General features: G+C 36.0%; 20 protein-coding genes and 2 tRNA genes. 7 read left to right on the top strand and 15 right to left on the bottom strand.

Annotation, left to right across the window (positions count from 1 at the left end; all coding sequences use genetic code 11):
- Positions 1 to 53: 53 nt before the first annotated feature.
- From PBT91_RS17020 to PBT91_RS17010, 3 genes are all read right to left on the bottom strand, one after another.
- Positions 54 to 710 carry an HD domain-containing protein gene (locus tag PBT91_RS17020; protein ID WP_270059654.1) on the bottom strand — a complete coding sequence of 219 codons (657 nt, stop codon included), beginning with the start codon at positions 708 to 710 and terminating at the stop codon, positions 54 to 56.
- Positions 711 to 713: 3 nt separating this feature from the next.
- Positions 714 to 1,445: a lysophospholipid acyltransferase family protein gene (locus PBT91_RS17015; RefSeq protein WP_270059653.1), complete on the bottom strand. Its 732-nt coding sequence runs from the start codon at positions 1,443 to 1,445 to the stop codon at positions 714 to 716.
- Between the two features lie 176 nt (positions 1,446 to 1,621).
- Positions 1,622 to 2,032: a BrxA/BrxB family bacilliredoxin gene (locus PBT91_RS17010; RefSeq protein ID WP_270059652.1), complete on the bottom strand. Its 411-nt coding sequence runs from the start codon at positions 2,030 to 2,032 to the stop codon at positions 1,622 to 1,624.
- A 178-nt stretch (positions 2,033 to 2,210) separates the two neighbouring features.
- Between PBT91_RS17010 and PBT91_RS17005 the strand changes: the two genes are divergently transcribed.
- Positions 2,211 to 2,948, top strand: a complete 738-nt coding sequence (locus PBT91_RS17005) for a TerB family tellurite resistance protein (protein ID WP_270059651.1) — start codon at positions 2,211 to 2,213, stop codon at positions 2,946 to 2,948.
- Positions 2,949 to 3,157: 209 nt separating this feature from the next.
- Entirely contained in the window at positions 3,158 to 3,670 is a 513-nt protein-coding gene (locus PBT91_RS17000; RefSeq protein WP_270059650.1) for a hypothetical protein, read from the top strand.
- Here the strand turns inward: PBT91_RS17000 and PBT91_RS16995 are convergent, their stop codons facing one another.
- Both PBT91_RS16995 and PBT91_RS16990 read right to left on the bottom strand, forming a co-directional pair.
- The gene (locus PBT91_RS16995; protein ID WP_270059649.1) at positions 3,671 to 4,150 is read right to left on the bottom strand and encodes a thioredoxin family protein; all 480 of its coding nucleotides are present in this window, start codon (positions 4,148 to 4,150) and stop codon (positions 3,671 to 3,673) included.
- 360 nt (positions 4,151 to 4,510) lie between these two features.
- On the bottom strand, positions 4,511 to 6,871 hold the full coding sequence (locus tag PBT91_RS16990) for a TonB-dependent receptor (RefSeq protein WP_270059648.1): 2,361 nt from the start codon (positions 6,869 to 6,871) through the stop codon (positions 4,511 to 4,513).
- Positions 6,872 to 6,971: 100 nt separating this feature from the next.
- Between PBT91_RS16990 and PBT91_RS16985 the strand changes: the two genes are divergently transcribed.
- From PBT91_RS16985 to PBT91_RS16970, 4 genes are read left to right on the top strand one after another with little or no spacing between them, the layout of a single operon-like run.
- On the top strand, positions 6,972 to 7,634 hold the full coding sequence (locus PBT91_RS16985; RefSeq protein WP_270061485.1) for a metal-dependent transcriptional regulator: 663 nt from the start codon (positions 6,972 to 6,974) through the stop codon (positions 7,632 to 7,634).
- Positions 7,627 to 9,519 carry an Nramp family divalent metal transporter gene (locus PBT91_RS16980; RefSeq protein WP_270059647.1) on the top strand — a complete coding sequence of 631 codons (1,893 nt, stop codon included), beginning with the start codon at positions 7,627 to 7,629 and terminating at the stop codon, positions 9,517 to 9,519. Before PBT91_RS16985 ends, PBT91_RS16980 begins: the two co-directional genes overlap by 8 nt.
- Before the next feature lie 14 nt (positions 9,520 to 9,533).
- The gene (locus PBT91_RS16975) at positions 9,534 to 10,355 is read left to right on the top strand and encodes a ZIP family metal transporter (RefSeq protein ID WP_270059646.1); all 822 of its coding nucleotides are present in this window, start codon (positions 9,534 to 9,536) and stop codon (positions 10,353 to 10,355) included.
- Positions 10,356 to 10,405: 50 nt separating this feature from the next.
- Entirely contained in the window at positions 10,406 to 10,825 is a 420-nt protein-coding gene (locus tag PBT91_RS16970) for a hypothetical protein (RefSeq protein WP_270059645.1), read from the top strand.
- Between the two features lie 183 nt (positions 10,826 to 11,008).
- On the opposite strand, the gene feoB is transcribed toward PBT91_RS16970, so the two are convergent.
- The 3 genes from feoB to PBT91_RS16955 form a co-directional block, all read right to left on the bottom strand.
- Positions 11,009 to 13,114, bottom strand: a complete 2,106-nt coding sequence (feoB, locus tag PBT91_RS16965) for a ferrous iron transport protein B (protein WP_270059644.1) — start codon at positions 13,112 to 13,114, stop codon at positions 11,009 to 11,011.
- On the bottom strand, positions 13,111 to 13,341 hold the full coding sequence (locus PBT91_RS16960) for a FeoA family protein (RefSeq protein ID WP_270059643.1): 231 nt from the start codon (positions 13,339 to 13,341) through the stop codon (positions 13,111 to 13,113). The genes feoB and PBT91_RS16960 overlap by 4 nt, the downstream gene beginning before the upstream one ends.
- A gap of 81 nt (positions 13,342 to 13,422) precedes the next feature.
- A complete protein-coding gene (locus PBT91_RS16955; protein WP_270059642.1) occupies positions 13,423 to 14,097 on the bottom strand; it encodes an SCO family protein in 675 nt (224 codons plus the stop codon).
- A gap of 153 nt (positions 14,098 to 14,250) precedes the next feature.
- On the opposite strand from PBT91_RS16955, the gene rseP reads away from it, so the two are divergent.
- Positions 14,251 to 15,570, top strand: a complete 1,320-nt coding sequence (gene rseP / locus PBT91_RS16950) for an RIP metalloprotease RseP (protein WP_270059641.1) — start codon at positions 14,251 to 14,253, stop codon at positions 15,568 to 15,570.
- A gap of 110 nt (positions 15,571 to 15,680) precedes the next feature.
- Here the strand turns inward: rseP and PBT91_RS16945 are convergent, their stop codons facing one another.
- The 7 genes from PBT91_RS16945 to PBT91_RS16915 all read right to left on the bottom strand — a co-directional run bounded on the left by PBT91_RS16945 (position 15,681) and on the right by PBT91_RS16915 (position 23,652).
- Complete coding sequence (locus PBT91_RS16945) at positions 15,681 to 16,580, bottom strand: carbohydrate kinase family protein (RefSeq protein WP_270059640.1); 900 nt, start codon at positions 16,578 to 16,580, stop codon at positions 15,681 to 15,683.
- Positions 16,580 to 17,344, bottom strand: coding sequence for a type I methionyl aminopeptidase (gene map / locus PBT91_RS16940; RefSeq protein WP_270059639.1), 765 nt, complete (start codon positions 17,342 to 17,344; stop codon positions 16,580 to 16,582). The genes PBT91_RS16945 and map overlap by 1 nt, the downstream gene beginning before the upstream one ends.
- 26 nt (positions 17,345 to 17,370) lie before the next feature.
- A complete protein-coding gene (locus PBT91_RS16935; RefSeq protein WP_270059638.1) occupies positions 17,371 to 18,951 on the bottom strand; it encodes a glycoside hydrolase family 32 protein in 1,581 nt (526 codons plus the stop codon).
- A 376-nt stretch (positions 18,952 to 19,327) separates the two neighbouring features.
- The gene (locus PBT91_RS16930; protein ID WP_270059637.1) at positions 19,328 to 20,620 is read right to left on the bottom strand and encodes a PepSY-associated TM helix domain-containing protein; all 1,293 of its coding nucleotides are present in this window, start codon (positions 20,618 to 20,620) and stop codon (positions 19,328 to 19,330) included.
- 2 nt (positions 20,621 to 20,622) lie between these two features.
- Complete coding sequence (locus tag PBT91_RS16925; RefSeq protein ID WP_270059636.1) at positions 20,623 to 23,091, bottom strand: TonB-dependent receptor; 2,469 nt, start codon at positions 23,089 to 23,091, stop codon at positions 20,623 to 20,625.
- A gap of 356 nt (positions 23,092 to 23,447) precedes the next feature.
- Positions 23,448 to 23,521: transfer RNA gene (locus tag PBT91_RS16920), tRNA-Asn, on the bottom strand.
- Positions 23,522 to 23,578: 57 nt separating this feature from the next.
- Positions 23,579 to 23,652, bottom strand: a tRNA-Asn gene (locus PBT91_RS16915).
- Positions 23,653 to 24,137 lie beyond the last annotated feature (485 nt).

Genomic DNA, 24,137 nt, shown 5'->3' with positions numbered 1-24,137 from the left:
GGCTTTTTTATAAGATAAAATACTATGTGCAAATAGCTTAATCATTTAATAAGTCATGCTTCTCCATTCCATTCGGCATAAAACTGGTTTAAAAACAGCTCCATAAATTCATGGCGTTTTTGGGCAATTTCAGCACCTGTTTTGGTATTCATTCGATCTTTCAGCAGTAATAATTTTTCGTAAAAGTGATTAATGGTTGGCGCGTTAGAAGCTTTGTATTCTTCTTTAGTCATATTCAGTTTTGGTTCGATTTCAGGATCGTAAAGCGCTCTTCCTTTAAACCCTCCATAATTAAAGGTTCTGGCAATGCCAATAGCACCAAGGGCATCTAAACGATCGGCATCTTGTACAATATCCAGTTCTGCGGAATGAAATTGCTGCTCGATATTTCCGCCTTTAAACGATATATTCTGAATGATTTTTACAACATGCTCAATCACTTCCGAAGAAACATTTTGGGATTTTAAGAATTCTGAAGCAAATTTAGGGCCTATAGTTTCATCACCGTTATGAAATTTAGAATCAGCTATATCATGTAGCAAAGCTCCTAACTGAACAATAAAATTATCCGCATTTTCGGTTTTAGCGATAAGTTTTGCATTATTTAATACTCGCTCAATATGAAACCAATCGTGACCACCTTCGGCATTCGCTAAAGTTTCCTTTACAAACGCAATCGTATTATCTATAATCAATTCGTTTTGAGTCATATTTTATCGAATATCAGCAATAATGGTACGTTCTACCAAGGCTACCAGGCTTTCTGGATCTGTAGAATCGATTTCAATAGGGTCATGAACTTTCATACGTAATTTTACCCCTATCGTTAGTGGGAAGCTTCCATCTTTTAGTAGTCTCCAGCAATTATTGATAGTAATGGGAACAACTATGGCATTGGGCATTTGCTTAAAAAGCATTTGCATTCCGCTAGCTGCAAATTTTTTTGGCTGCCCATCACGACTTCTGGTACCTTCAGGAAAAATTACAGCAGATCGATTAGTTTCTTTTAAATATTTGGCGAATTTGGCCATTTTGAGTAAACTTTCTCGTCTATTTTTACGATCGATTAAGACCGATCCACCATGTTTCAGGTTAAAAGAAATACTTGGGATGCCTTTTCCTAATTCTTTTTTACTAACAAATTTTGGATGATGTTTTCTTAAATACCATATAATAGGGGGGATATCATAAACGCCTTGATGATTAGCTACGAAAATACATGGCCGATCAACTGGAATATTATGTTCGTTTTCAACAATAAACCGGGTTCCCAAAATGTTTAAGCAACGTAACAGGAAAAAATTAAAAATATCTACGCTTTTTTTATGAGCCGAATAACCACCCAATTTTAAAGATATCCATTGGATTGGATGAAATACGAGTAATGTAAGAAAGAAAAAAAAGTAAAAAATTACCGTTAACGGATATGATAGTAGTTTTTTCATTATTCAATTTAAAAACTACAAAAATAAACTTTTATGTATAATCGCCCATAAGTTTCTTATTCGATCATTTTGGCGCAGGAGAGTAGGCCGAAAATCGTTAATATGAGCGCTTTTGGAGCATAAAAAAACCGACAAAATTATTTGTCGGTTTTTAATATCTTGAATGTGAATGCTATCTAGCAAAATTCATCGTAAGCACCTGTAAGGTTTTCTGCGATCATTTCAGCAGGTCGACCTTCAATGTGATGACGCTCTAACATGTGAACTAATTCTCCATCTTTAAATAAAGCCATAGATGGAGAAGATGGTGGAAATGGTACCATAAATCCACGAGCTAAATCTGTAGCTTCACGATCTACCCCTGCAAAAACAGTAAATAAATTATCTGGTTTTTTTGCGTTTTGTAAAGACATTCTAGCTCCTGGTCTTGCATTCGCTGCAGCACATCCACAAACCGAATTTACTACAACTAGCGTAGTCCCTTCTTTTTTCATTGCTGCTTCAACATCTTCTACAGTGTGTAATTCTTCAAAACCTATGCTTGTAAGATCTTCTCGCATTGGTTTTACTAAATCTGCTGGATACATATATTGTAATTATTTATATTAAACGTTATTAGACACAAAGGTATTAAATTAAGTTCAGCTTAATGAATATCAATGCTTAAACCTATATTTCTTATCAAGTTGTCGCTTAGAAAACCTGTGCCTTACAATAAAAGCTTTTAGTTTTGTAAATGTTATCTTTGCTAAAAATTTGCAATCTATGATAAAGTGGCTTCTAGCTGTTTTAGGTTTTATGTACATGCGATTTCCAGGAGCGATCCTTGGATTTATTATCGGGACACTTTTAGATAATTGGAATCGTAATAGCGGTGGTTTTCTACAATCCATGATGGGAAAACAAGAATCTAAGGTATCTCCCGGCGATTTCGAACTCAATTTATTGTCGCTATGTGCACTGGTTATTAAAGCCGATGGGAAAGTCTCTCAAAGCGAACTCGATTATGTACGTTCTTATTTTGTACGTGCCTATGGGAAAGAGCGTGCCAATGCAACCTTTAGAACTTTTAACGATGTAATTAAAGATCGACAATTATCGGCTTCTCGCATTTCTCAGTATTTAGCCAGCCGAACCCAATATCCAACACGATTACAAATTACTCATTTTCTATTCGGGATAGCTCAGGCCGATGGCACGGTAAGTAGTGCCGAGGCCAATATGATTCAGCAAATAGCCAGTTATCTAAAGATTGGAGCTAAAGATTTTGAGAGTATAAAAGCGATGTTTTTTAAGCCGTCGCCAGCGAATGCTTACAAAATTTTGGAAATCGAGAAATCAGCATCAGATGCCGAAGTGAAAAAAGCTTACCGGAAAATGGTCAAAAAATATCACCCAGATAAGTTAGAACATATGGACGAAGCTTATAAAAAAGGTGCAAGAGAGAAATTTGATAAAGTTCAGGAAGCTTACGATACCATCCAAAAAGAACGAGGCTTCTAAGGCTCATCGAGCCATTTGTAATTAATTTAGCACATGTTCGATTGTTCGATGGATTAAATTTTGGGCGTTGCCTTCGGCCGGGCTTTACGCTACAATCTTTTGCTCGTGCCTCGCAAAAGGATTTTCACTGCAATCCCTAACGCAAATTATTTATATATAGGTACGCAATCATTTAGTATTTTAGGTATCTATCTATTAAACAGTACTTTATGAAAGCTAGTTTACGATATTTATATTTATTGATATTTCTGGTAGGTTGCGCAGGTGATGATGATGCGGAAACCGAATGTTCTTCACGAGGTCTATTACTAGATTCTTATTATGCTCCGGAATGTTTAATACGACTGGTAGATGCTTCGGGAGAAAATCTTCTTGAAAACGGAAGTATCGATCCAGAGACCCTTACAATAGAATCAGATTTAGGGAATCCCGAATTTATTTATATACCCGAAATCGAATACGCAGAACCTAATTCTATACTTAGCGAAACTCAATATTCTCTGGGAGTATTTTTGCTCGGTAATATGGAAACTTTTCAATATCAAATTAGTATTGATGGGTATGAAACAGTCGATCTGGTTATACAGACAGAACAAATAGAAGAACCTTGTTATTCTTATATTATTCCGGTGGGAGCATCGGTAAATGGAGAAGTTCTAGAAGAGATAGAGATTTCTGATTTTGAATTACTTGTTATTTTACCTTTAGCAGCGCAAGAATAGTTAATTATGACTAAGCAACTCCAACATTTTTTCAGTCGCTAAATAATTAAATTCGCGATGTAGAACCCTAAATTTTTCGTCCAAAATTAATATTGCTGGTAAGCTAAGTTCACTCTTTTCCCTGCTTGCCAAGAGCAACGGAATCTGATGAATGCCATTCCGTTGTGTTTCGGCTTGTTGATTGTAAAATATCTGACCTTCAAAAGTGATCGTATCGGTGCTTTCCGCGTTCATTTTTACGGCATAGAATTCTGAATTCAATTTTGTAATAATTTCAGGGTTTTTAAAAGCATTTCGATCCATTTTTTTGCAATACACGCACCAATCTGCATAAAAATAGATAAAGGTTTTCTTAGGTTTTACGCTAAGAGAACCTTCTAATTGCTCAAAATCCAGCCAGTTTATTTTATCGTTTTCCTGACTACGCCCTAGTAAGGGAAGAGCTAGGAATAAGATTAAAATTTGAAAATTTTTAGTCATATTCTGGTTTTATCTATTCAATTTTAATTAGTTAACGGTTTTCGGAAAACAATTAGCCTTCATATTTTTTTATTCAAAATTCAGCATTTTACTCTATTTTCTCATCAGGATGAGATGCTGGATCAAGTTCAGCACGACGACAGCAGAAGCATTCATATGAAGTTAAATCTATCCACCAGTCGGCATTCAAAATCTCATATCTCTTCTCTATTTCTAAGAATGCAGTGATCTAAATTCTTATTTCGTATTAAGGCATTTCCAAATTATCAAATCTTCAAATTGAATATAATTTAGTCCTGTTTCTTGCCTCTTTTCTCTATTATCTAAATTCTAACAGCGCAGCGATCTCATTTCTAAATTCTATAAATTATGCAGGTTTCCAAACTTTATTCCGAAGTAAAAAGTTCGGGGTTGTGCTGGGCCGTAAATATAATCGGAATCTCGAGCCGCGCCTGTATCAAAATCGTCTTGATACTCATTAAATATATTCTGAACTCCGCCATAAACATTCATCTGAAAATTTTCAGTAATATCGATATGATGGGTTACTTTTAGATTAATATCGTAAAAAGAATCACTTTCGTTAAGTTCTAGAAAACCGGAGTCGCTAATTACGTGTGGTACCGTCATCGATCCGGTGTAGGTTCCGGTAATGTCGAGACTTGTTTCTTCAAAAATAGATACATTAGTATTTAAATACCCATATACATTTGGATTACGCACAAATTCAGAAATAACAATATCACTTTCATTTGGGGTGTTTCCGTCACTTTCAAATAAAACCTGATTTTCTTTATATCTGGAATTCTGAATAGTTCCGCCCATCTGAAAACTTAATTTTGAAGAAGGAGAAATGCCAATTTCAATATTCGTTCCGCTTACATAGGCGCCGCTACCATTTCTTACTTCTTCTAAAATAGAACCATTTGGTAAACTGGCACCGGTACTTATTGTAGTAAACGGATTTTCAAGATCGGTATAAAAGCCTTCTAACAAGAAATTGGTTTGCAGTTTATTAAAATTATTGGAATAGTTTATCGAAGCAGTGTAGGCGTTAGAGTATTCGGTTTCTAAATCGTTCGATAAAATAACAAATTGTGGTTCGCCTCCTACAGAGGAAACATGAAGATCTTCGTTAAAGGCTTGCGGAGCTCTAAAACCGCGAGCATAACCTCCTCTAAACTGCCAATCGTCAGATAGCTTATAGCGTAAGGTTAAACGCGGACTTAAAACAGTTTGATCGATTTCTGAATTTCGATTGATATTTTGGATAGTATAACTTCCATCAACATTTACATAATCTAACCGGCCACCAATAAGTGCCGTAAATTTTTGTGAGGGTTTCCATTCGTACTGAGCAAAAGTTCCGATTGAATTCACTTTTTGATCGATATAGCAATTGTAACCGGGAATATTGTCTTCGGTATTGCTTAGGTTATATTCGGTTCCGACGGTTAAAATATTATCATTATTTTTAAAGTTTCGAGTGAATTGCCCACCCACTAATAGCGCTAAATCCTTCGTATTCCCGTAGGCATTGGCAGCGCTAATCGAATCCTGTCGAGTACGCCCCCCACCCAAACCGCCATAAAAGCTTTTTCGATCGGTATGCTGGGCAGAAGTGTATATTGAAAAATTGTTGCTGCCATCTTCATTCCTAATGTCATAGGTAATTCCGCCAATTACGGTATTATGGTCTAATTCTTCAGTAATATCAGTAAGATGCGGAGCTAAATCTAATTTGTTTCCGCCACGGCGATATTCTTCTAAAGCGGTAATATCTAAGGTTATCTTACTTTTTTCGTTTGGTTTTAAAAAAGCTTTAGCGCCTAAGCTGGTGTTGGTGAGTTCGGTTATTTCAGTAAATCCATCGCCGTTGGCATCGTAACTATCGCGGTCGCGTTTCATTCCGAAAACTGTGATACCATTGTTTAAATCTTCACTCACTACCGATGCATTTAGATTTAATGTTCGGTCTGGAGTTTTTCCGTCGATCAAACCAAGATTAGAAGAAAATTGCCATGAATTCAGCACAGGATCTTTGGTTATAATATTTACCGTTCCTGCGATGGCGTTAGAACCATACAATGCAGAGCCACCACTTCGAACCACTTCTATCCGATCTAAAATAGAAGTCGGAATTTGCTCTAACCCATACACGCTGTTTAATGCTGAAAATACGGCTCGACTATTAATTAAAACCTGAGTATAACTTCCGTCAAGTCCATTTAATCGAACCTGAGTAAAGCCGCAGTTTTGGCAATTGGTTTCCACTCGAACACCGGGTTGAAAATTTAAACTTTCTGCAACCGAAATGGATTGGGTGGCATTAAATAGTTTTGGACTTAGAACATTTACAATTACGGGAGCTTCTTTGATGTTCACTCTATTTCTGGTGGCGCTTACTACAATTTGATCTAAACCTAATTGGTCTTCTTCAAGCTGAATAATTGAAGGCTGATTTTGTATAATTTCAGGTGTGATTTTTATGATTTTTGTTTTATAACCAATGGCCTGAAACTTTAGAGATGTTTTTTCTGAAATGCTTAAACTGAAGTTGCCTTCACGATCGGCTGAAGTACCCTGCTCTTTTCCTACTACTAAAATATTTGCGAAAGGTACAGGACGACCGTTACTTACTACTTTTCCGGTAATCTCAATCTCTTGCTGGGCTTGTAAAATCACCGGAAAAATAAATAGTAACAGTTTTAAAATCTTCATATTACCAATTTAATTAGCTGAGTTAAATATTATTTTTAGACAAATCTAAAAATTTGTTTTAATTTAAAAAAATGTATTTTTGTGTATAATTAAATTTGAAATGACGCTTTCCGAAGAAAACTATCTAAAATCGATTTATCACTTACAGAAAAAATATGTTCGTGGTGTAAGTACTAATGCGCTCGCAGAAGAAATGGAGACCAAAGCTTCATCGGTAACCGATATGGTGAAGAAACTTTCAGAAAAAGAACTGGTAAATTATAAAAAGTATCAGGGCGTAAAGCTTAGCGAGAAAGGAGAGCATATTGCCATTCAGGTGATTCGTAAACATCGATTGTGGGAGTATTTTTTGGTGGAAAAGCTTCAGTTTAACTGGGATGAGGTGCACGACATTGCCGAGCAATTAGAACATATTAAATCTGATGAACTAATAGATAAACTGGATAAATTTTTAGAATTTCCTAAACGCGATCCTCACGGAGATCCAATTCCCGACGCCGAAGGTAATTTTGTGAATCTGGAGAAGAAAATTTTAGCTGAATTCGATCAGGGTGAACAAGGCGTATGTGTAGGCGTAAAAGATTCTTCCGCAGCTTTTCTTCAGTATTTAGATCGTAATAAAATTAAATTGGGCAAAACTATAAGCATTCTTGAAAAGGAACAGTTTGATGGTTCTATGATACTACAGATAAACAGTAAGGAGCTTACCATATCTAAAGTGGCAGCGAATAATATTTATCTAAAACCGGCCAAAGTTGAGTAATTTCAACCAAAATAAATCTTTGGGTGAGGTTCATCACTCGGTAAACACTTCCGGTAAAAAAACGGGTTGGAAGCGTATTTTGGCATTTTTGGGTCCGGCGTATTTAATAAGTGTGGGGTATATGGATCCCGGTAATTGGGCCACAGATCTGGCTGGTGGTAGCCAGTTTGGTTATTCATTGCTTTGGGTGCTATTGATGTCTAATATTATGGCATTGCTCTTACAAAGTTTATGTACGCGGCTGGGTATAGTTAGAGGTGTCGATCTAGCTCAGGCTTCCAGAGAAGAATATCCTCCTTTTGTAAATTTTATACTTTATATTTTTGCTGAAATTGCCATAGCAGCCTGCGATCTGGCTGAAGTTGTAGGGATGGCGATTGGACTGCAGTTATTATTTGATATTCCGTTGCTTTGGGGAGTTTCAATTACAGTATTCGATAGTTTTCTATTGCTTTTTTTACTGAATAAAGGCATGCGAAAAATGGAAGCTTTTATCGTAGCACTTATCGCTATCATTGGCGGATCATTTTTACTGGAAATGTTTTTAGCAAAACCAGATCTTCCTGAAATTGCAAACGGATTTATTCCTACAATACCAAGCAGCGATGGTCTTTACATTGCTATCGGGATTATCGGGGCGACGGTAATGCCGCACAATTTGTATTTACATTCTTCGCTGGTACAAACTCGTAAAATTAAAAGAACCAAAAACGGTATTCGCCAGGCTCTTCGATATAATTTTATTGATTCTGCCATAGCTTTAAATCTTGCTTTTTTTGTAAATGCTGCCATTTTAATTTTAGCAGCTTCGGTATTTTTTAAAAACGGAATGTTTGAAGTTGCTGAAATTCAGGATGCCCACCAATTACTAGAACCACTTTTAGGATCTTCTTTAGCGCCTGTACTTTTTGCGTTGGCACTTATTGCGGCAGGACAAAGTTCTACATTAACAGGAACACTGGCAGGGCAAATTGTAATGGAAGGCTATTTAAATTTAAGAATTCAGCCTTGGGTAAGACGTTTAATTACGCGATTACTCGCTATAATTCCCGCATTTCTAACGATTATTTATTTTGGGGAGCGAGCCACAGGAGAGCTTTTAGTACTTAGTCAGGTGGTTTTAAGTTTACAGCTAGGTTTTGCTATTATTCCGCTTATCCATTTTGTAAGCGATAAAAAATCGATGAATGGTTTTCATATTAAATGGCCTATCATTATTGCTTCCTGGATTATCAGTATAATCATTGTTTTGCTAAACGCTAAACTTGTTTTTGATGAATTAAAAAACTGGATTGCTTCCTCGAATGATGCTACTTACATCTGGATTTTTGTCGTACCCATAGTTTTAGCTACCGCATTGCTTTTACTATTTATTTCTTTCTGGCCATTTTTTAAAGAGAGAATGGCGAAAGAGTGGATTAAGAATCATGCGCCACACAAGGATCCGGAAAGGATCGATGCTATTTCAGAAAAAAACTTCAAACATATAGCGATTGCCATAGATTTTTCAGCTTCAGACAAAAAAAGTATTTCCGCAGCGCTAAATCTTGGAGGCAAGGCTTGTAAATATACGCTTTTGCATACCGTTGAAACACCCGGTGCAGTTATCTACGGAAAGCAAATTCAAGATTATGAAACCGATAAGGATACCGAGTTTTTAAAAAACTATAAGAAGCAATTAGAAGATTTAGGCTATATCGTCGAAATAAATCTTAGCTTCGGTACGCCTAAAAAAGCAATTCCGCAGCTTTTAAATTCAGAAGCAAATAACTGCGATTTATTGGTAATGGGTCGCCATGGTCATAAAATGCTTAAAGATCTAATGTTGGGAACTACTGTGGATGCTGTGAGACATCGCATTGAGATTCCTATATTTATTACATAAAATTCAATTCTATAATGGATAAAATTATAAGTTATTTAGAAAGTATCGATCCTGTTTTAGCAGCATTTTATGCTACGCTTTTTACTTGGGGATTAACCGCGCTAGGTGCTGCTTTGGTATTCTTTTTTAAGAAAATGAATCGGATGCTTTTTGATGGTATGTTAGGTTTTACTGGTGGTGTGATGGTTGCCGCAAGTTTCTGGAGTTTACTTGCTCCCGGGATAGAAATGAGCCCTGGTGAAGGTTTTGAAAAAACAATTCCGGCTGTAGTAGGTTTTGGACTTGGAGCTCTCTTTATTTTCGCATTAGATAAAGTTTTGCCACATCTACATGTAAACTTTAGTAGTACTGAAAAAGAAGGAATTAAAACCCCATGGCATAAGTCGATTTTGCTGGTTTTAGCCATTACCTTACATAATATTCCTGAAGGTCTTGCTGTGGGTGTTCTATTTGGAGGTGCAGCAGCTGGTTTTGAAGGCGCAAGTATTGCCGGGGCGGTAGCTTTAGCAATAGGAATTGGATTACAAAATTTCCCTGAAGGATTTGCGGTTGCGATGCCATTAAGAGGGCAGGGCTTTAGCCGAAGAAAAAGTTTTAATTACGGTCAACTATCAGCGATTGTTGAGCCTGTGGCAGCGGTGCTTGGAGCCTGGGCCGTTATGACCTTTCAGCCAATTTTACCCTATGCGTTAGCTTTTGCTGCGGGAGCAATGATCTTTGTAGTAGTGGAGGAAGTAGTACCAGAATCTCAACAAAGTAAATATACCGATGTTAGTACCTTAGGCTTTATAGGTGGGTTTATGGTGATGATGACTTTAGACGTAGGGCTTGGATAAAATTTGCAACATTCTTTAATATTAATCGTCTTTAAATAAAGAAGCCGGTTATGAAGAAATTTTTGCCAATAATTTTAATGGTACTTTCAATTTTTAGTGCATCTGCTCAAATAGATTCCACTTCCGTGTTTGTAACTCAGATTGGCCTGAAGATAGGACAGGAGTTTGATAATGGTGACTATAAGGTGATTCTAAAAAAAGTAATTTCAGATTCGCGATGCCCTAAAAATGTAACTTGTATTTGGGCAGGAACTGCTGAGGTTTTAATTGAACTTAAAAAAGGGGGAATAAGCTGTAGAGAATATCTACTCGAAATTGGTAGTTCTGTAGACCTCAATCTTAATAATTTACCGCAATTGTCCAATATCAATCTGAAAGTTAAAAGCTTATCTCCTTATCCAGAAACACCTATAAAAATTAAAGAAGAAGATTACAGGTTGTTATTACAAATATCAGAAACGATAAATTAATGACAACCGCAATCGCTCATACCGCAAGCTTTGTCGTTTTTTGGTGTTTTTTTTAGGAAAGCAGGTTTCCACACAAACTTAGTTATCAAGTATCCAACAGCGGTTAGAAAAGTTAGAAAGACTAAAATATGTTGTATCATTTCCATAGATTTTAAGTCGAAATTTTACAAATTACTTACAATTTTATTTCAATACCTGAAATGCAATGAGCGCTACCACATAAGCAAACACACTCATAATTATAAGTTGTAAGGTTGGCCATTTCCAGCTATTGGTTTCTTTCTGTACAATAGCCAGCGTACTCATACATTGCATCGCGAAAGCATAAAAAAGCAGTAAGCTTACGCCACTTGCCAACGTGAATAGAGGGCCGCCAAGTATTGGATTGGTTTCTGCAGCCATTCTATTTTTAATCGTTTCTTCTTCGTCGCTACCAACGCTATAAATAGTTGCCAGTGTACCTACAAAAACTTCACGCGCTGCAAAAGAACTTATTATGGCAATACCAATTTTCCAATCGTAGCCTAAAGGAGCAACCACAGGCTCGATACCACGCCCCATAATGCCTATGTAAGAATGTTTCAGTTTATAGCTGGCAATTTCTTGCTCTAATTCGGCATTTTCTGGCGTTGTTTGTTCGGTATAATTATCACGGACAATTTCTTCAGCTTTATTAAAATTATCACCGGGCCCATAGCTGGCGAGTACCCATAGAATAATAGAGATTGCCAAAATTATTTTACCTGCGCCTAATACAAAAGATTTTGTTTTTTCAACAACATTAATTCCGATGTTTTTAAGCATAGGAAGTTTGTAGTTGGGCATTTCTATCACGAAATAACTTTTGGTCTTTATTTTTAAAATTGAATTTAATATCCAGGCCGAAACAATGGCAGTTCCAAAACCTATCAAATAAAGAAACATAAGCATTAAGCCTTGTAAGTTGAAACCTAAAAATGTATCATCGGGAATTACAAGGGCAATGATAATTAGATAAACAGGCAATCTGGCCGAGCAGGTGGTAAAGGGAACGACTAAGATAGTAATTAAGCGTTCTTTCCAGTTCTCTATATTTCTGGTAGCCATAACAGCCGGGATAGCACAAGCAGTACCTGAAACTAATGGCACCACACTTTTACCACTTAATCCAAAGCGTCGCATGATTCTATCCATTAAAAATACCACACGGCTCATATAACCGGTTTCTTCCAGTATCGATATAAAGAGGAATAGAAATGCGATCTGCGGAATAAAAATTACAATTCCGCCTAAACCTGGTATAATCCCTTCTGAAATAAGATTCGTAAAAACTCCTTCAGGAAGGTTTGTTTTTGCCATCTCACTAAGTGAAGCAAAAGTACTATCAATAAGATCCATAGGATAACTGGACCAATCGTAAATCGCCTGAAATATCAATAAAAGAATACCAAAGAAAATAAAATAACCCCAAACTTTATGCGTCAAGACACGATCTAATCTTGATCTTAAATCTTTGGCAGCGTGTGCGTTTACAGTTAATGTTTCTTTTAAAACTCCGTTTATGAATTGATAACGATGTATGGTTTCTTTTTGCTGAAGCCGTTTAAGCTCAGAAACTGGCTTTGTGCTAAAGCTAGAATTTTTACTGAGCTCATTTCGGTTTATATTTCCGAAGTTCACATCCTGAGTAATTACCAGCCAGAGTTTGTATAAAGATTGCTTCGGAAATGCTTTTCTCAAACTATCAAAATAGTCTGGATCGATTACAGAAGCATTTACACAAGGCGTTTTTGAAATGTTGCGATAATTGATAATAAGCTCTTTTAGCCTATCAATTCCCATATTTTTTCTGGCACTTACTAAGGCAATGCTCGTATTTAATCGCTCTTCTAAGGCATCAATATCTAAAGAAATACCTTTGCGTTCCATACGATCGGCCATATTGATAACCAATATTGTAGGAATTCCAAGATCTTTTATTTGAGTAAAAAGAAGAAGATTTCTTTTAAGGTTTTCAACATCACTAACAACTACGGCAACATCTGGATAATCTTTGTCGTTTTTGTTCAGTAATAATTCAATCACCACATTTTCGTCTAGCGAAGATGCGTTTAGGCTATACGTCCCGGGAAGATCAAGAATGTGTGCTTTTAAACCACGAGGGAGTTTACAGATTCCTTCTTTCTTTTCTACAGTAATACCGGGATAGTTACCAACTTTTTGATTTAAACCGGTTAACTGATTAAATACAGAAGTTTTACCCGTATTAGGATTTCCAATTAGCGCTACATTAATCTGTTTGCCGGTCATTTGATAAGCTCTATTTCAATTTGTAAAGCAGTTTCTTTTCTGATGGCTAAGTGACTTCCGTTGATGTTAAGGTACATAGGATCTTTAAAAGGTGCGGTTTGTACCAGTTCGACCTCGTTACCGGGAAGACATCCCATTTCGAGTAATTTTAATGGTACATTATCTGCGGAGAATTCTTTGATTATCCCGCGTTCGCCTCGATTTAATTGAGCTACTGTAACCTTCAAATTTATTTAGATTGAATTTAAACAACGCAAAAATAATGGAATTTGAGCAGTAACAAAAGTTTAGGCGTTAAAATGTACTTTTCAGTCTTGGTATTCCTGTTTCAGGATTTTAAGATCTTCCATTAATTCTTCAATGGCTTCAGGATTAGTACCATCATAAAAACCTCTTATTTGTCGGTTTTTGTCCACTAGCACAAAATTTTCGGTATGTACCATATCATATTTACCTCCGTCGCCTTCGCTTTTAGCAGCTAGATAAGATTTTCTTGCTAGATCGTAGATTTGCTTTTTATTTCCGGTAACCAGATTCCATTTTTCATCAATCACGCCTTTTTCTTCAGCATAACGTTTTAATTGTGCTACAGTGTCTGTACGTGGCATTACTGTATGAGAAAGCAATAAAACCTCAGGATCATTTTTAATTCGATTTTGAATGTTCACCATATGATCGGTCATTATAGGGCAAATCGTTGCACAGGTGGTAAAAAAGAAATCGGCAATATAGATTTTGTCCTTATAATTCTTATTGGTAATGGTATCGCCGTTTTGATTGATTAGCTTAAAATCGGCAATTTTGTGATACTTGCGAACGTATTGCATCGTCGTATCTACAAGTTCATTATTTACCATATCTGGTTGGTAAATGGCTAATTTCTTTTCGGGTTTTAATAAAGAATAAATAGACCACATGATTACGACGCAGAGTATCCCGAAAGTGATAATGAAAATCTTATATCTGGAAAGAAATTTACGCATAGCAAATTTTTATGCAAAATTAAAGCCTGATGCCGAATTAGCCGCAATAAATTAGTGAAAATTTTGGCAGTATAAGGCCTAACTGATATTCAGACTTTTCTAGGTCTTATGAAAAGACTACTTTTGTGCGATTTTAAATTTGAATTTTAGCGAATGGATCCATTTATAATTAAGGCAATACAACTTTTACTTAGCTTGTCATTGCTTATAGTGCTGCATGAGTTTGGACATTTTATACCGGCAAAATTATTTAAAACAAGAGTTGAAAAATTCTTCTTGTTTTTTGATGTGAAATTTGCCCTTTTTAAGAAGAAAATAGGAGAGACCGTTTACGGGATTGGTTGGTTGCCTTTAGGAGGTTATGTAAAAATCTCTGGGATGATCGACGAGAGTATGGATAAAGAGCAAATGGCTAAACCACCACAGGATTGGGAGTTTAGAAGTAAGCCAGCCTGGCAACGTTTAATTATCATGCTTGGTGGTGTTACTGTAAACTTAGTATTAGGTTTCCTTTTGTTTATGATGATTCTCTTTGTTTGGGGGAAAAATTATATTGGTCCAGATGAAATGCCTGAAGGTTTTGCAGTGGTAGACGAATTTAAAGCCTATGGTTTTGAAGACGGTGATCGTGTTCTTGAAGTGAATGGTGAAGAATTTAAGAATAGTGTAGATATTAACCGAAATCTGTTTATGCGTGATGTAAAAACAGTAACAGTGCTACATCAAAACGGAACTGAAGAAACAATAAATATTCCAGAGCATATAGGGCAGCAAATGTTTCAGGATGGTATTATGCAACCTTTTATCCCGATACAAAGGCCGATTTTGGACAGTGTAGCTCCAGAAACTGCAGCGCAGATTGCAGGTCTTAAAAAAGGGGACAGTATCATTTCTATCAACGATCAGGAAATGGGATACTGGCACGAAATGACTAAGGTAACCAAAGAGCATAAAAACAAAGAAATGGAAATTGTTTTTGAGCGTGATGGTGAGATTAAAAGCGTTATGGCTACGCCAGATGAAGATGGAATTTTAGGAGTTACACCAAGAAGAGATTTTGAAGTAAAAACTAGGGAATATAGTCTTGCAGAAAGTGTTTCGGCTGGTTTTAGCGAGTGTTACTGGACTTTACATGATTATGCATATCAATTTAAATATGTCTTCACTAAGAAAGGTGCTACGCAAGTTGGTGGTTTTGGTTCGATTGGCGGACTTTTCCCCGATGCATGGAATTGGAAAGCATTCTGGCATACTACAGCTTGGATTTCTATAATTTTAGCGTTTATGAACATTTTACCAATCCCCGCATTAGATGGTGGTCACGTAATGTTCTTACTTTATGAAATTATTACCGGAAGAAAACCAAACGAAAAATTTATGGAATATGCCCAAATGGTAGGTTTCTTTATTTTGATTGCTTTGGTTTTATACGCTAACGGAAATGATATCTATCGCGCGATATTCGATAAATAAGACTGAGAATTTATAAAAGAAACAGCCCGAAATTGTAAAATTTTGGGCTTTGTTTTTTGACAATATTATAAGCGCTATTTCATTTTTAAACTGAATAAGTTTTTAAAACCTTAGTCAACTTCTGGAAACATAAATGCTTCAATTTCTTCGGAAGAGAATTCAGGATTTGCACCTTCTTTTGAAGCAACCATAGCGCCCATTGCACAAGCATAATTCAACGCTTTTTGTGGCGTTTCATCTTTTAATAATTTTGAAATTAGCGAAGCTAAAAAGCTATCCCCAGATCCTACGGTATCGGCAACTTTTACTTTGTAACCGCTGTTATAGTACAATTTTTCTTCAGTAAAAAGCACGGCTCCGTGGCTACCTTTGGTAACACAAATAGATTTAGCATTAGTGATCTTGGCCATGTAGCTAAGATTTTGTTCTAGAGAATGGAAAGGAGAATCAAACATTTCAGCAATTTCATACAATTCATCATCATTAAATTTGATAAAATCTGCCTTCATTATTAAATGTTCAATAATTTCTTTGTTGTAATGTGGTGGCCGTAAATTAATATCAAAAACCCGGAATTTCGCATGCGTTAAAAGCTGAAGTAACGTTTCTCTACTTTGTGCATCACGACACGCCAAACTTCCGAAGATAAAAGCATTTGACGCTTTTACAGTTTCTTTCATTTTTTCAGAAATCTCGATTTTATCCCAAGCTGCGGGATGTTCGATAGTATAAGAAGCAGATCCGCTTTTGTCTAGACTTACATTTACCACTCCAGTAGGATAATCACTAGTTTTAGCGACTAAAGTATTATCAATATTTCTAGATTTTAAATACTTAAGCAGGTTTTCTCCTTTTTTGTCTTGGCCAACGCTACTAACCATTCCCGTTTGTATGCCATTAGCACTAAGCCGTGATGCTACATTTAGAGGAGCACCTCCTATTTTCTCTGAATTTGGAAAAATATCGTACAATATTTCTCCAAAGCATACTGCGTTTAAATGCTGTGACATTAATTCCAAATTTCGTTAGCTGCGGTTAAAATTACCGGAAGCTTATCGGTAACTAAAATGGTGTGTTCGTGTTGTGTTACAAAGCCACCTTTATTGCCAACCAGCGTCCAACCATCATTTAACTCTACGGTCTCAGTCGATTTTGTCGAAATAAAAGTTTCTATAGCTACCGTAGTATTTTTTCTAAAACGCTCTTTGTTTGTTTTAATACGATAATTAAGAATGTTTTCAGGTTTTTCATGTAGGCTGCGTCCCACTCCGTGGCCGGCTAGATCTCTAATGACTTTAAATCCCGATTTTTTAGCTTCGGTTTCCATTAAATGTCCAATATCTGCGATTTTCACTCCGCCCCGAATTCTATTGATAGCTTTTTGTAAGATATCTTTAGAAGCATCTACAAGCGGCTGATGATGATTTATATCCTCACCTACAATAAAAGAACCACCGTTATCTGCCCAAAATCCATTTAATTCAGCCGAAACATCGATATTAATTAAATCACCTTCTTTCAGAATTTTTTTAGCTGAAGGAATCCCGTGTGCTGCTTCATTATTTACACTAATGCACGTATATCCAGGAAAGCCATAAGTCACGTAAGGAGCAGATTTTGCGCCGTATTTTTCCAGAATTTTACCACCGTAGTCATCAATTTCTTTTGTAGAAATCCCTGCTTTAGTAAATTCTCTCATTAATTTTAGTGTGGTAGCAACTACTTCACTAATTTTCTTCATTCCTTCTAATTCGGCTTCAGAATTTATAGACATCTTTTTATTTTTACGTGTATGTAAATTTAATCAAAATTAAATTCAGCCGCTTCAATATCGATTACCGGTACGCCTTCATTAATTTTTAAACTTGTATAGGGTTGCTTCGGAAAAAAGATTTCAGTCATTACTGTTTTTCCGTCATCATAGAAAATTTCAACACTCATATTATCCAAAATCATCATCACTTTTAGGGAATCTGAAGTTGATATTCGCTGTCCGGTAGATACGGTAGAGGCAAATTCTTTTCCGAAGTCGGTAATCCCAGATTCCGACCGATCGATATAAAATTCATTTTCTTCTTTTTTGAAACCAAATTTAAATTGGTCTTCTCCCTCGCTTATTAAACTGAAATGAACATCTTTAGTTATTTTAGGAATTAAAAATGATACCTGCGCTTTGGTAAGATCCAGGTCGTTATGATCGACAATAGAATGATCCTCATCGGTTAATTTCCATTTGGTAATGGTTTCTCCAACATACTTTTCTAATTCTTCAACAGGATTCGAAGTTATGATATAATCATTATTTTCTTTAATAAGGCGGAGTTCTCTGGCGATGGTCATCGCACTTCTCCAGGTCTCTGTAGGAACTTGTTGTGCATAAAGCCAGTTAGACATCCATCCTATAAATAAAGTTCTGCCGTCTTCTTTCGGAATATTAGACCAGGTAACGCCCGCATAATTATCTTTACCGAAATCCAGCCAATATGGATGGTTTATATTCTTTCCGTACAAATCTGCTTCAGGCGTAAAATTTTTCCCATCCCAATCACCTACGAAATATTGGGTTCCAGATCCTCCATTATAACCACCGGGATTCGTACTTTGGATAAGTACCCATTTGGTTTCATTATTTCCTTCAACCTGCATTTGGAAAAAGTCTGGACATTCCCAAACGCCATCCTGAGCAGCATAATTTTCGCCAAATTCAGATACTTTTTTCCAGTCTTTTAAGTTTGCTGAAGTATAGAAGTAAGCACGATCTTTTGCAGAAAGTACCATAAGCCATTGTTTATGATCCTCATCCCAAGTGATTTTAGGATCTCTGAAGTCTTGCAATTCGGGATTATTAATTACCGGGTTGGCTTCATACTTAGTCCAGGTTTTTCCTTCGTCTAAGCTATAAGCAATAGCCTGTGATTGGTAATCTATGCGTTTTTCTTCTTCCCCTTTTGGATCATGATAGGTAAACATCGCAACAATTGGAGTGTTTTTGCCATCACCGAAGCCTGAAGTATTATCGTGATCTACTACTGCACTTCCGCTAAATATATATCCTTTTTCATCTGGCTTTAGAGCAATTTCCTGCTCTTTCCAGGTAACCATGTCTTTGCTGGTTGCGTGTCCCCAATGCATTGGCCCCCAAATGTTATCTTCTGGATAATACTGAAAAAAAAGATGATAGGTGCCATTAAGATAAAACATTCCGTTAGGATCGTTCATCCAATGTTCTTGTGGTGAAAAATGAAAAGAAGGTCTAAAGTCTTCATTTTCTTGTGAAGCCAAAGATTTCGGGTTCTCCGTTTTTTTTTCTTTGCCAGTTTCTTTGCAAGAAAACACTATTAGAAATAAAACAAGAAGCGCTGCAGGTCTCAAAATTTTCATAGAATCTCAAAATTAATAATCAACAATAAAAAGCAGCTAGAGGTTAAGATTATATAAAAATAGGGAAAATTTCAGCGATTTTCCTAATCTTACTAATCTGAGTTTGATTCCATAAAAAATACCGAAGGATGAGTGAAATCTTTAATAAAAAAAATTATCCAAACTTCCATTTTGGGTTTATTCAGTGAATTTTCAAACGAAAATTTGCATCGAAATATCACAAAAATGCTCGCTATAATCGATATCGGTTATCATTGAGGTAAAAATTAATAAATAGCAAAACTTTCGTACTAAAAAGAGTATGGCTTTTATAAAACTGATTTTAGAAAAGGCGTATATCACTAATCATTACAATTTCAGGAAAGTCTAAGATCTGCTATTTTGCATTAACCGCCTTTTTTAAGCGGTAAACAAAAATATAGTATGTAAGGAGTAAAAGTAGTAACCAACCACAAGTAATGATTAGGATTCCAGTAAGCGAAGTATGATAACGGTAAACCAGTTGCACATACATGCTTATTATTATGGGCATATAGACTCCCCAATTTATAAATTTCCATTTACCAAGTATAGGTGCATGCTTCTTTTTTCTTTGTAATGCCTTTCGTTTTAGAGTAATCCAAATTCCTGTTAATATCAATGAAGAAATGCCTAGGCCTATAATAAACCAGATGATTTTTGTGGTTAGTCCGCCCCAATATCCAAAATGGAGCGGATCGGCAATATCATTTATCCACATGATATTACTTATATTTTTAGCGTTTTGAACCTTTACTACATTATAGTTGTATGGATTTACATAAACCCTATTGGCACGTTGGCGAACCAGTGGAACATCTGAGTTTCCTCTAACATATACCGGCTCATTCGGCGAATTAGGAATATTTATACCTTCTGCTTTAAAACATGGAATTTCTTTTTCGGCTACCTGAACGATACGGTCATAATCAATGTTATAGGTAAGGTTAATAGTATCGCTAGTTGCAGTGCTATGCCTTAGCTCTGGAGATACGGGATTTGCTTTTGTGCGTACATCGGCGATATTGGTGCGCTCTACAAAATACCATATTCCGGTAGCTGAAAACAGAATAGAAAAAGGAATCGACCATAATCCCACGAGCCGGTGAAGACTTCTGAAAAATACTAATGGGCCTTTTTTTGTTTCGAGTTTAAATAATTTTCTCCACCATTTTTTATAAAAGAATAGAGCTGTTAAAAAGGAAATCAGCAACAAAAAAGCAAAGCTCAATACCACTAAATAACCAAATTGATAAAAAGGCATGAATAAAAAATAGTGAAGATCCCTGAAAAAGCGTTGAAAGGTTAGATTTGCATTTCCCTGTATTTTTCCGGTATATGGATTCGCAAAGACATAGGTTTGTTTGCCATTCTCTTTGGTATAGATGATATCACATAAATAAGGTTCTTCTGCCCGCATCCAATAGGAAATCTGAGCATTGGGATATTTCTTTTTGAGATTACTGATAATGGTATTTCTCGAGGCAAATTCTTTTTTGGGTTTAGCTCTGATTTCAGAAATAAACAACCAGTCCATCTCATGGCTAAGGGTAGCCATAGTACCTGAAAAGCATACTATAAAAAATAGTATGCTTAATTTGGTACCAATCCAACTATGAATTTTAAATAATTTTTTCTTTGATAATTTCAATGCTAGAAAGTATATGAAACGGTAGACATAATGTTTCGAGGCCTACCCGGGAAGGCTCGTAAGAAATCATAACCGCCTACCCAATGTGTTTTATCGAATACATTATTAATATTCAATTGTATCTGGAATTTATTCACTTTATAATAGATTGCGGCATTAAACAATCCATAACTAGGAAAAACCGGTATCAACTCTGGATTTCTAACAATTGATCCATTTCGTTCGCCTACATAATCGTAACCAAGTCCAAATCCTAATCCATTAAAATCTCCATGATTGATGATGTATTTTGACCAAAAATTGAACGTATTTCTAGGAGCGTTGGGTTTTTGATTACCAAAAGTGGCAAGCGTAGATTCATCGGCTTCGGTAAAATAAGCATGGTTATATGCATAGTTCATAATCACGCTCCAGTTGGACATAATCTGGCCGTAAATATCAACTTCAACACCTTCCGATTTTTCTTCACCAATTTGCTTTAGTAAATCAGAGTTACTGGAATCATTAGCATTGTATAAAGCGCCTTTCTGGCTTAGTTTGTAAACGGCTATAGTAGCGCTTAAGCGTTTATTGAACCATTCTGTTTTTATCCCAGCTTCAAACAATTCACTGGTCAGAGGATCAAAAGGCCCTCCGGCTTCAGGATTATTAATAGTGGTAGCCGTTTGCGGTTGGTAACCCTTTACCCAGGTGCCGTAAAAGTTAACATTTGGTTTAAGCTTGTATACCATTCCGATTCGTGGTATAAATTTATCCTGACTAATTTTTTCTTCTTCAGCAGTCTCATAGTTTAGGTAATCTGTAAAATCATCATAGCGTAGCCCCACCAAAAGATTAAATTTCTTGTATTGAAATTGGTTTTGTAAGTAAATACCATTTCCGGTTTGTTTGTACCGGTCATAATTTCTAATACCATACACGTAATTGCTCATGTCGCGCATAGCGTTTCCGTTGGTAGAAGTTAGATCAAAAGGCGCTACATTGGCTACAGGGTTGCCATTTTCGTCAAGCACATAATTATCTTTATTGGAAAGGTTGAAGGAATTTGTTGCCTTGCCGTTTTTTAAAAGATAAGCGTTGGCCTCTAGTTGAGATCCTCCCGGCTCCAGTTCCTGTTGAAAATAATCATAGCCCACCAAAAAGGTGTTTTCTATAGCTCCAAGGTTAAAATCAATATTGAGGTAATTGGTAAAGTTTTGATTGTTCCATGATCGCTTACGATTAAATACTCGCATGGCCACTTTCGTAATATCGTATGAGCCGTCACCAAGGGCTAAAAAGTTGTTGGCAGTTCTGTGCTCTAACAAATCTTCATCGTAGCCAGAATTCATATAAGAACTATTAAAACTGATGTTTTCATTGAATTTATGCTGAAATGATAAAGTTACATTTAGGTTTTGTTCGTTCAGGTAATCATTTTCTGCACTTAAGGAAGTTGTTATTGGTGTAGAAAAGAGGTCACCATCGCCAAAAACGGCTTGTCCACGATCCAGTCTTCCTTTATTGTCCTGATAGACTACATCTAAATTTAAACGTGTTTTTTCGTTAGGGATAAAAGAGAACGAAGGTGCCACAACAATATTTTTGTTGAATTGCAAATCCCTGAAACCATCGGTGTTTTGATAGCCTAAATTTAAGCGGTATAAAAACTTTTTGTCCTTGCTCATTGGTCCGGTAAAGTCGCCTAACAACCTAAACGTATTAAAACTACCCATGCTGGCACTTATAGACTGTTTAGTAGTTTGTAGCGGTTTTTTTGTAACGGTGTTTATTGTTCCACCTGGAGAAGCATTTCCAAACAGGGCAGAAGCAGGCCCTTTAATAACTTCTACTCGCTCGACATGGGGAATAATCTGCTGACTCCAAAAACTGGTCATCATTCGCGAACCATTTAAAAGCATACTACTGTTTCGTTGTCCCTGAACTCTAAAGCCTCTAATCGTTAAATCGTTATAAAATGAAAATTGATTTACACCACTAACATTATTAACCACGTCATTCACGGTAAAGGCTGCCTGATCTAAAATAACCTCTTTAGTTACGTAGCTTACCGCCTGTGGTACGTCGATAAGCGGAGTAGCTGATTTAGTACCAACAAAAGAGGTGGTGTTTTTGTAGTTGCGTTCCTTCCGGCCAATAATCTCTACCCCTTGTAGTTGGGTGGCCGATTCATTTAATGTGAAGTCTAGTTCTGCTTGTGTTCCTTCCTTTACAGTGATTGATTGATTTATAGATTCATATCCAAGATAGGAAGCTTTTATAGTGTATCTGCCGGGAGCAAGATTTTTAAGTTCATAGTATCCGTTCTTATTGGTCATAGCGCCAGTATTGGAGTTTAGTACAATTACATTGGCGTTATAAATTGGAGTTTCCGAATCGGAAAAAACTTTTCCGTGAATGGAACTATTCTGACCATAGGCCGTGCTAAATAGTGCTAGTAAAAAGAAGGAGAGAACGTAAAATTTTTTCATTATGAATTTTATTTAAAACAATTCTTAATAATCGGTTGCGAATTTAGAACGAACAAGCTTTTATCGCAAATTTTAATTAGATTAATTTTAAATAAAATTTAGGTATGCGCCTACTGACGCTTCAGCAGAATCAAATAATGTAAAATAAAAGCCTTCAGAAGTCAGTTAGAAATGTGAAAAATATAGAATTCTTCCTGTTCAGATTAACTGGTATTTTTACTTAGTCCTCAAAAATTAGGCTTTATTTTATATACAGCTTTTGAGATTGATCCCAACTTTCTCAGAATAGATAATGTAAACAAAATTCATGCTTTCAGCAAACAAAAAAGCCACGCTAAAAATAGCGTGGCTTTATGCTCCCCCTCTTGGGCTCGAACCAAGGACCCTCTGATTAACAGTCAGATGCTCTAACCAACTGAGCTAAGGAGGAATATATCAATATGTCTTCAGCATTCTCGGCAGCTGAATTTGCCCTAAAAATTTTTTGCTCCCCCTCTTGGGCTCGAACCAAGGACCCTCTGATTAACAGTCAGATGCTCTAACCAACTGAGCTAAGGAGGAATTTGCAATCAATTTTGCGGATGCAAATATAACGGAATTTTTAATTATCGCTAAATAATATTCAAAAAAATAGAGTAGTATTTTAAATATTTTTAGTTCAATACAAAATAATTCTCCTATAGTATTGGTAATCTACATATTATAATTCAGTTTTGAAGCTGGATTTTTTTCAGAATTTTTTGCATTTAATAACATCTTCGGGCTTTGAAGAATGTTTTAAAAAGATCCGGCAAGAGATTCAGTATAAATAATAAAGCAATTGGCGCTAAATCCATAAAATAAATTGATCAGAATCGAAATTGGATCGTTGCGAGATGTTTTAATACAATTTTGAGGAATGCGAATGTGCTAAAACATTTTCAAAGCCTTAAATTTGTTGGCGAGTCAGGTATATTCGAGAATTGATAGAATACGCTTGGCTTTAAAACTAATAAAATGCCTTAACAATCAATAGGTGTTTTATTTGAGAATTTTTAATTCGGGAT

This window comes from Zunongwangia sp. HGR-M22, from assembly GCF_027594425.1.
In the GTDB taxonomy this organism is placed as follows: domain Bacteria; phylum Bacteroidota; class Bacteroidia; order Flavobacteriales; family Flavobacteriaceae; genus Zunongwangia.
Note: the sequence above shows the minus strand (reverse complement) of the source record. Positions and strands in the feature narration are given on the sequence as shown.

Coding starts and splice junctions, on each gene's coding strand:
- map (WP_270059639.1), bottom strand. CDS start 17,344: ATGTCTATAAATTCTGAAGCCGAATTAGAAGGAATGAAGAAAATTAGT.
- PBT91_RS16990 (WP_270059648.1), bottom strand. CDS start 6,871: ATGAAGATTTTAAAACTGTTACTATTTATTTTTCCGGTGATTTTACAA.
- PBT91_RS16975 (WP_270059646.1), top strand. CDS start 9,534: ATGGATAAAATTATAAGTTATTTAGAAAGTATCGATCCTGTTTTAGCA.
- PBT91_RS17020 (WP_270059654.1), bottom strand. CDS start 710: ATGACTCAAAACGAATTGATTATAGATAATACGATTGCGTTTGTAAAG.
- PBT91_RS16935 (WP_270059638.1), bottom strand. CDS start 18,951: ATGAAAATTTTGAGACCTGCAGCGCTTCTTGTTTTATTTCTAATAGTG.
- PBT91_RS17000 (WP_270059650.1), top strand. CDS start 3,158: ATGAAAGCTAGTTTACGATATTTATATTTATTGATATTTCTGGTAGGT.
- PBT91_RS17005 (WP_270059651.1), top strand. CDS start 2,211: ATGATAAAGTGGCTTCTAGCTGTTTTAGGTTTTATGTACATGCGATTT.
- PBT91_RS16985 (WP_270061485.1), top strand. CDS start 6,972: ATGACGCTTTCCGAAGAAAACTATCTAAAATCGATTTATCACTTACAG.
- rseP (WP_270059641.1), top strand. CDS start 14,251: ATGGATCCATTTATAATTAAGGCAATACAACTTTTACTTAGCTTGTCA.
- feoB (WP_270059644.1), bottom strand. CDS start 13,114: ATGACCGGCAAACAGATTAATGTAGCGCTAATTGGAAATCCTAATACG.
- PBT91_RS16995 (WP_270059649.1), bottom strand. CDS start 4,150: ATGACTAAAAATTTTCAAATTTTAATCTTATTCCTAGCTCTTCCCTTA.
- PBT91_RS16925 (WP_270059636.1), bottom strand. CDS start 23,091: ATGAAAAAATTTTACGTTCTCTCCTTCTTTTTACTAGCACTATTTAGC.
- PBT91_RS17015 (WP_270059653.1), bottom strand. CDS start 1,445: ATGAAAAAACTACTATCATATCCGTTAACGGTAATTTTTTACTTTTTT.
- PBT91_RS16945 (WP_270059640.1), bottom strand. CDS start 16,580: ATGTCACAGCATTTAAACGCAGTATGCTTTGGAGAAATATTGTACGAT.
- PBT91_RS17010 (WP_270059652.1), bottom strand. CDS start 2,032: ATGTATCCAGCAGATTTAGTAAAACCAATGCGAGAAGATCTTACAAGC.
- PBT91_RS16970 (WP_270059645.1), top strand. CDS start 10,406: ATGAAGAAATTTTTGCCAATAATTTTAATGGTACTTTCAATTTTTAGT.
- PBT91_RS16955 (WP_270059642.1), bottom strand. CDS start 14,097: ATGCGTAAATTTCTTTCCAGATATAAGATTTTCATTATCACTTTCGGG.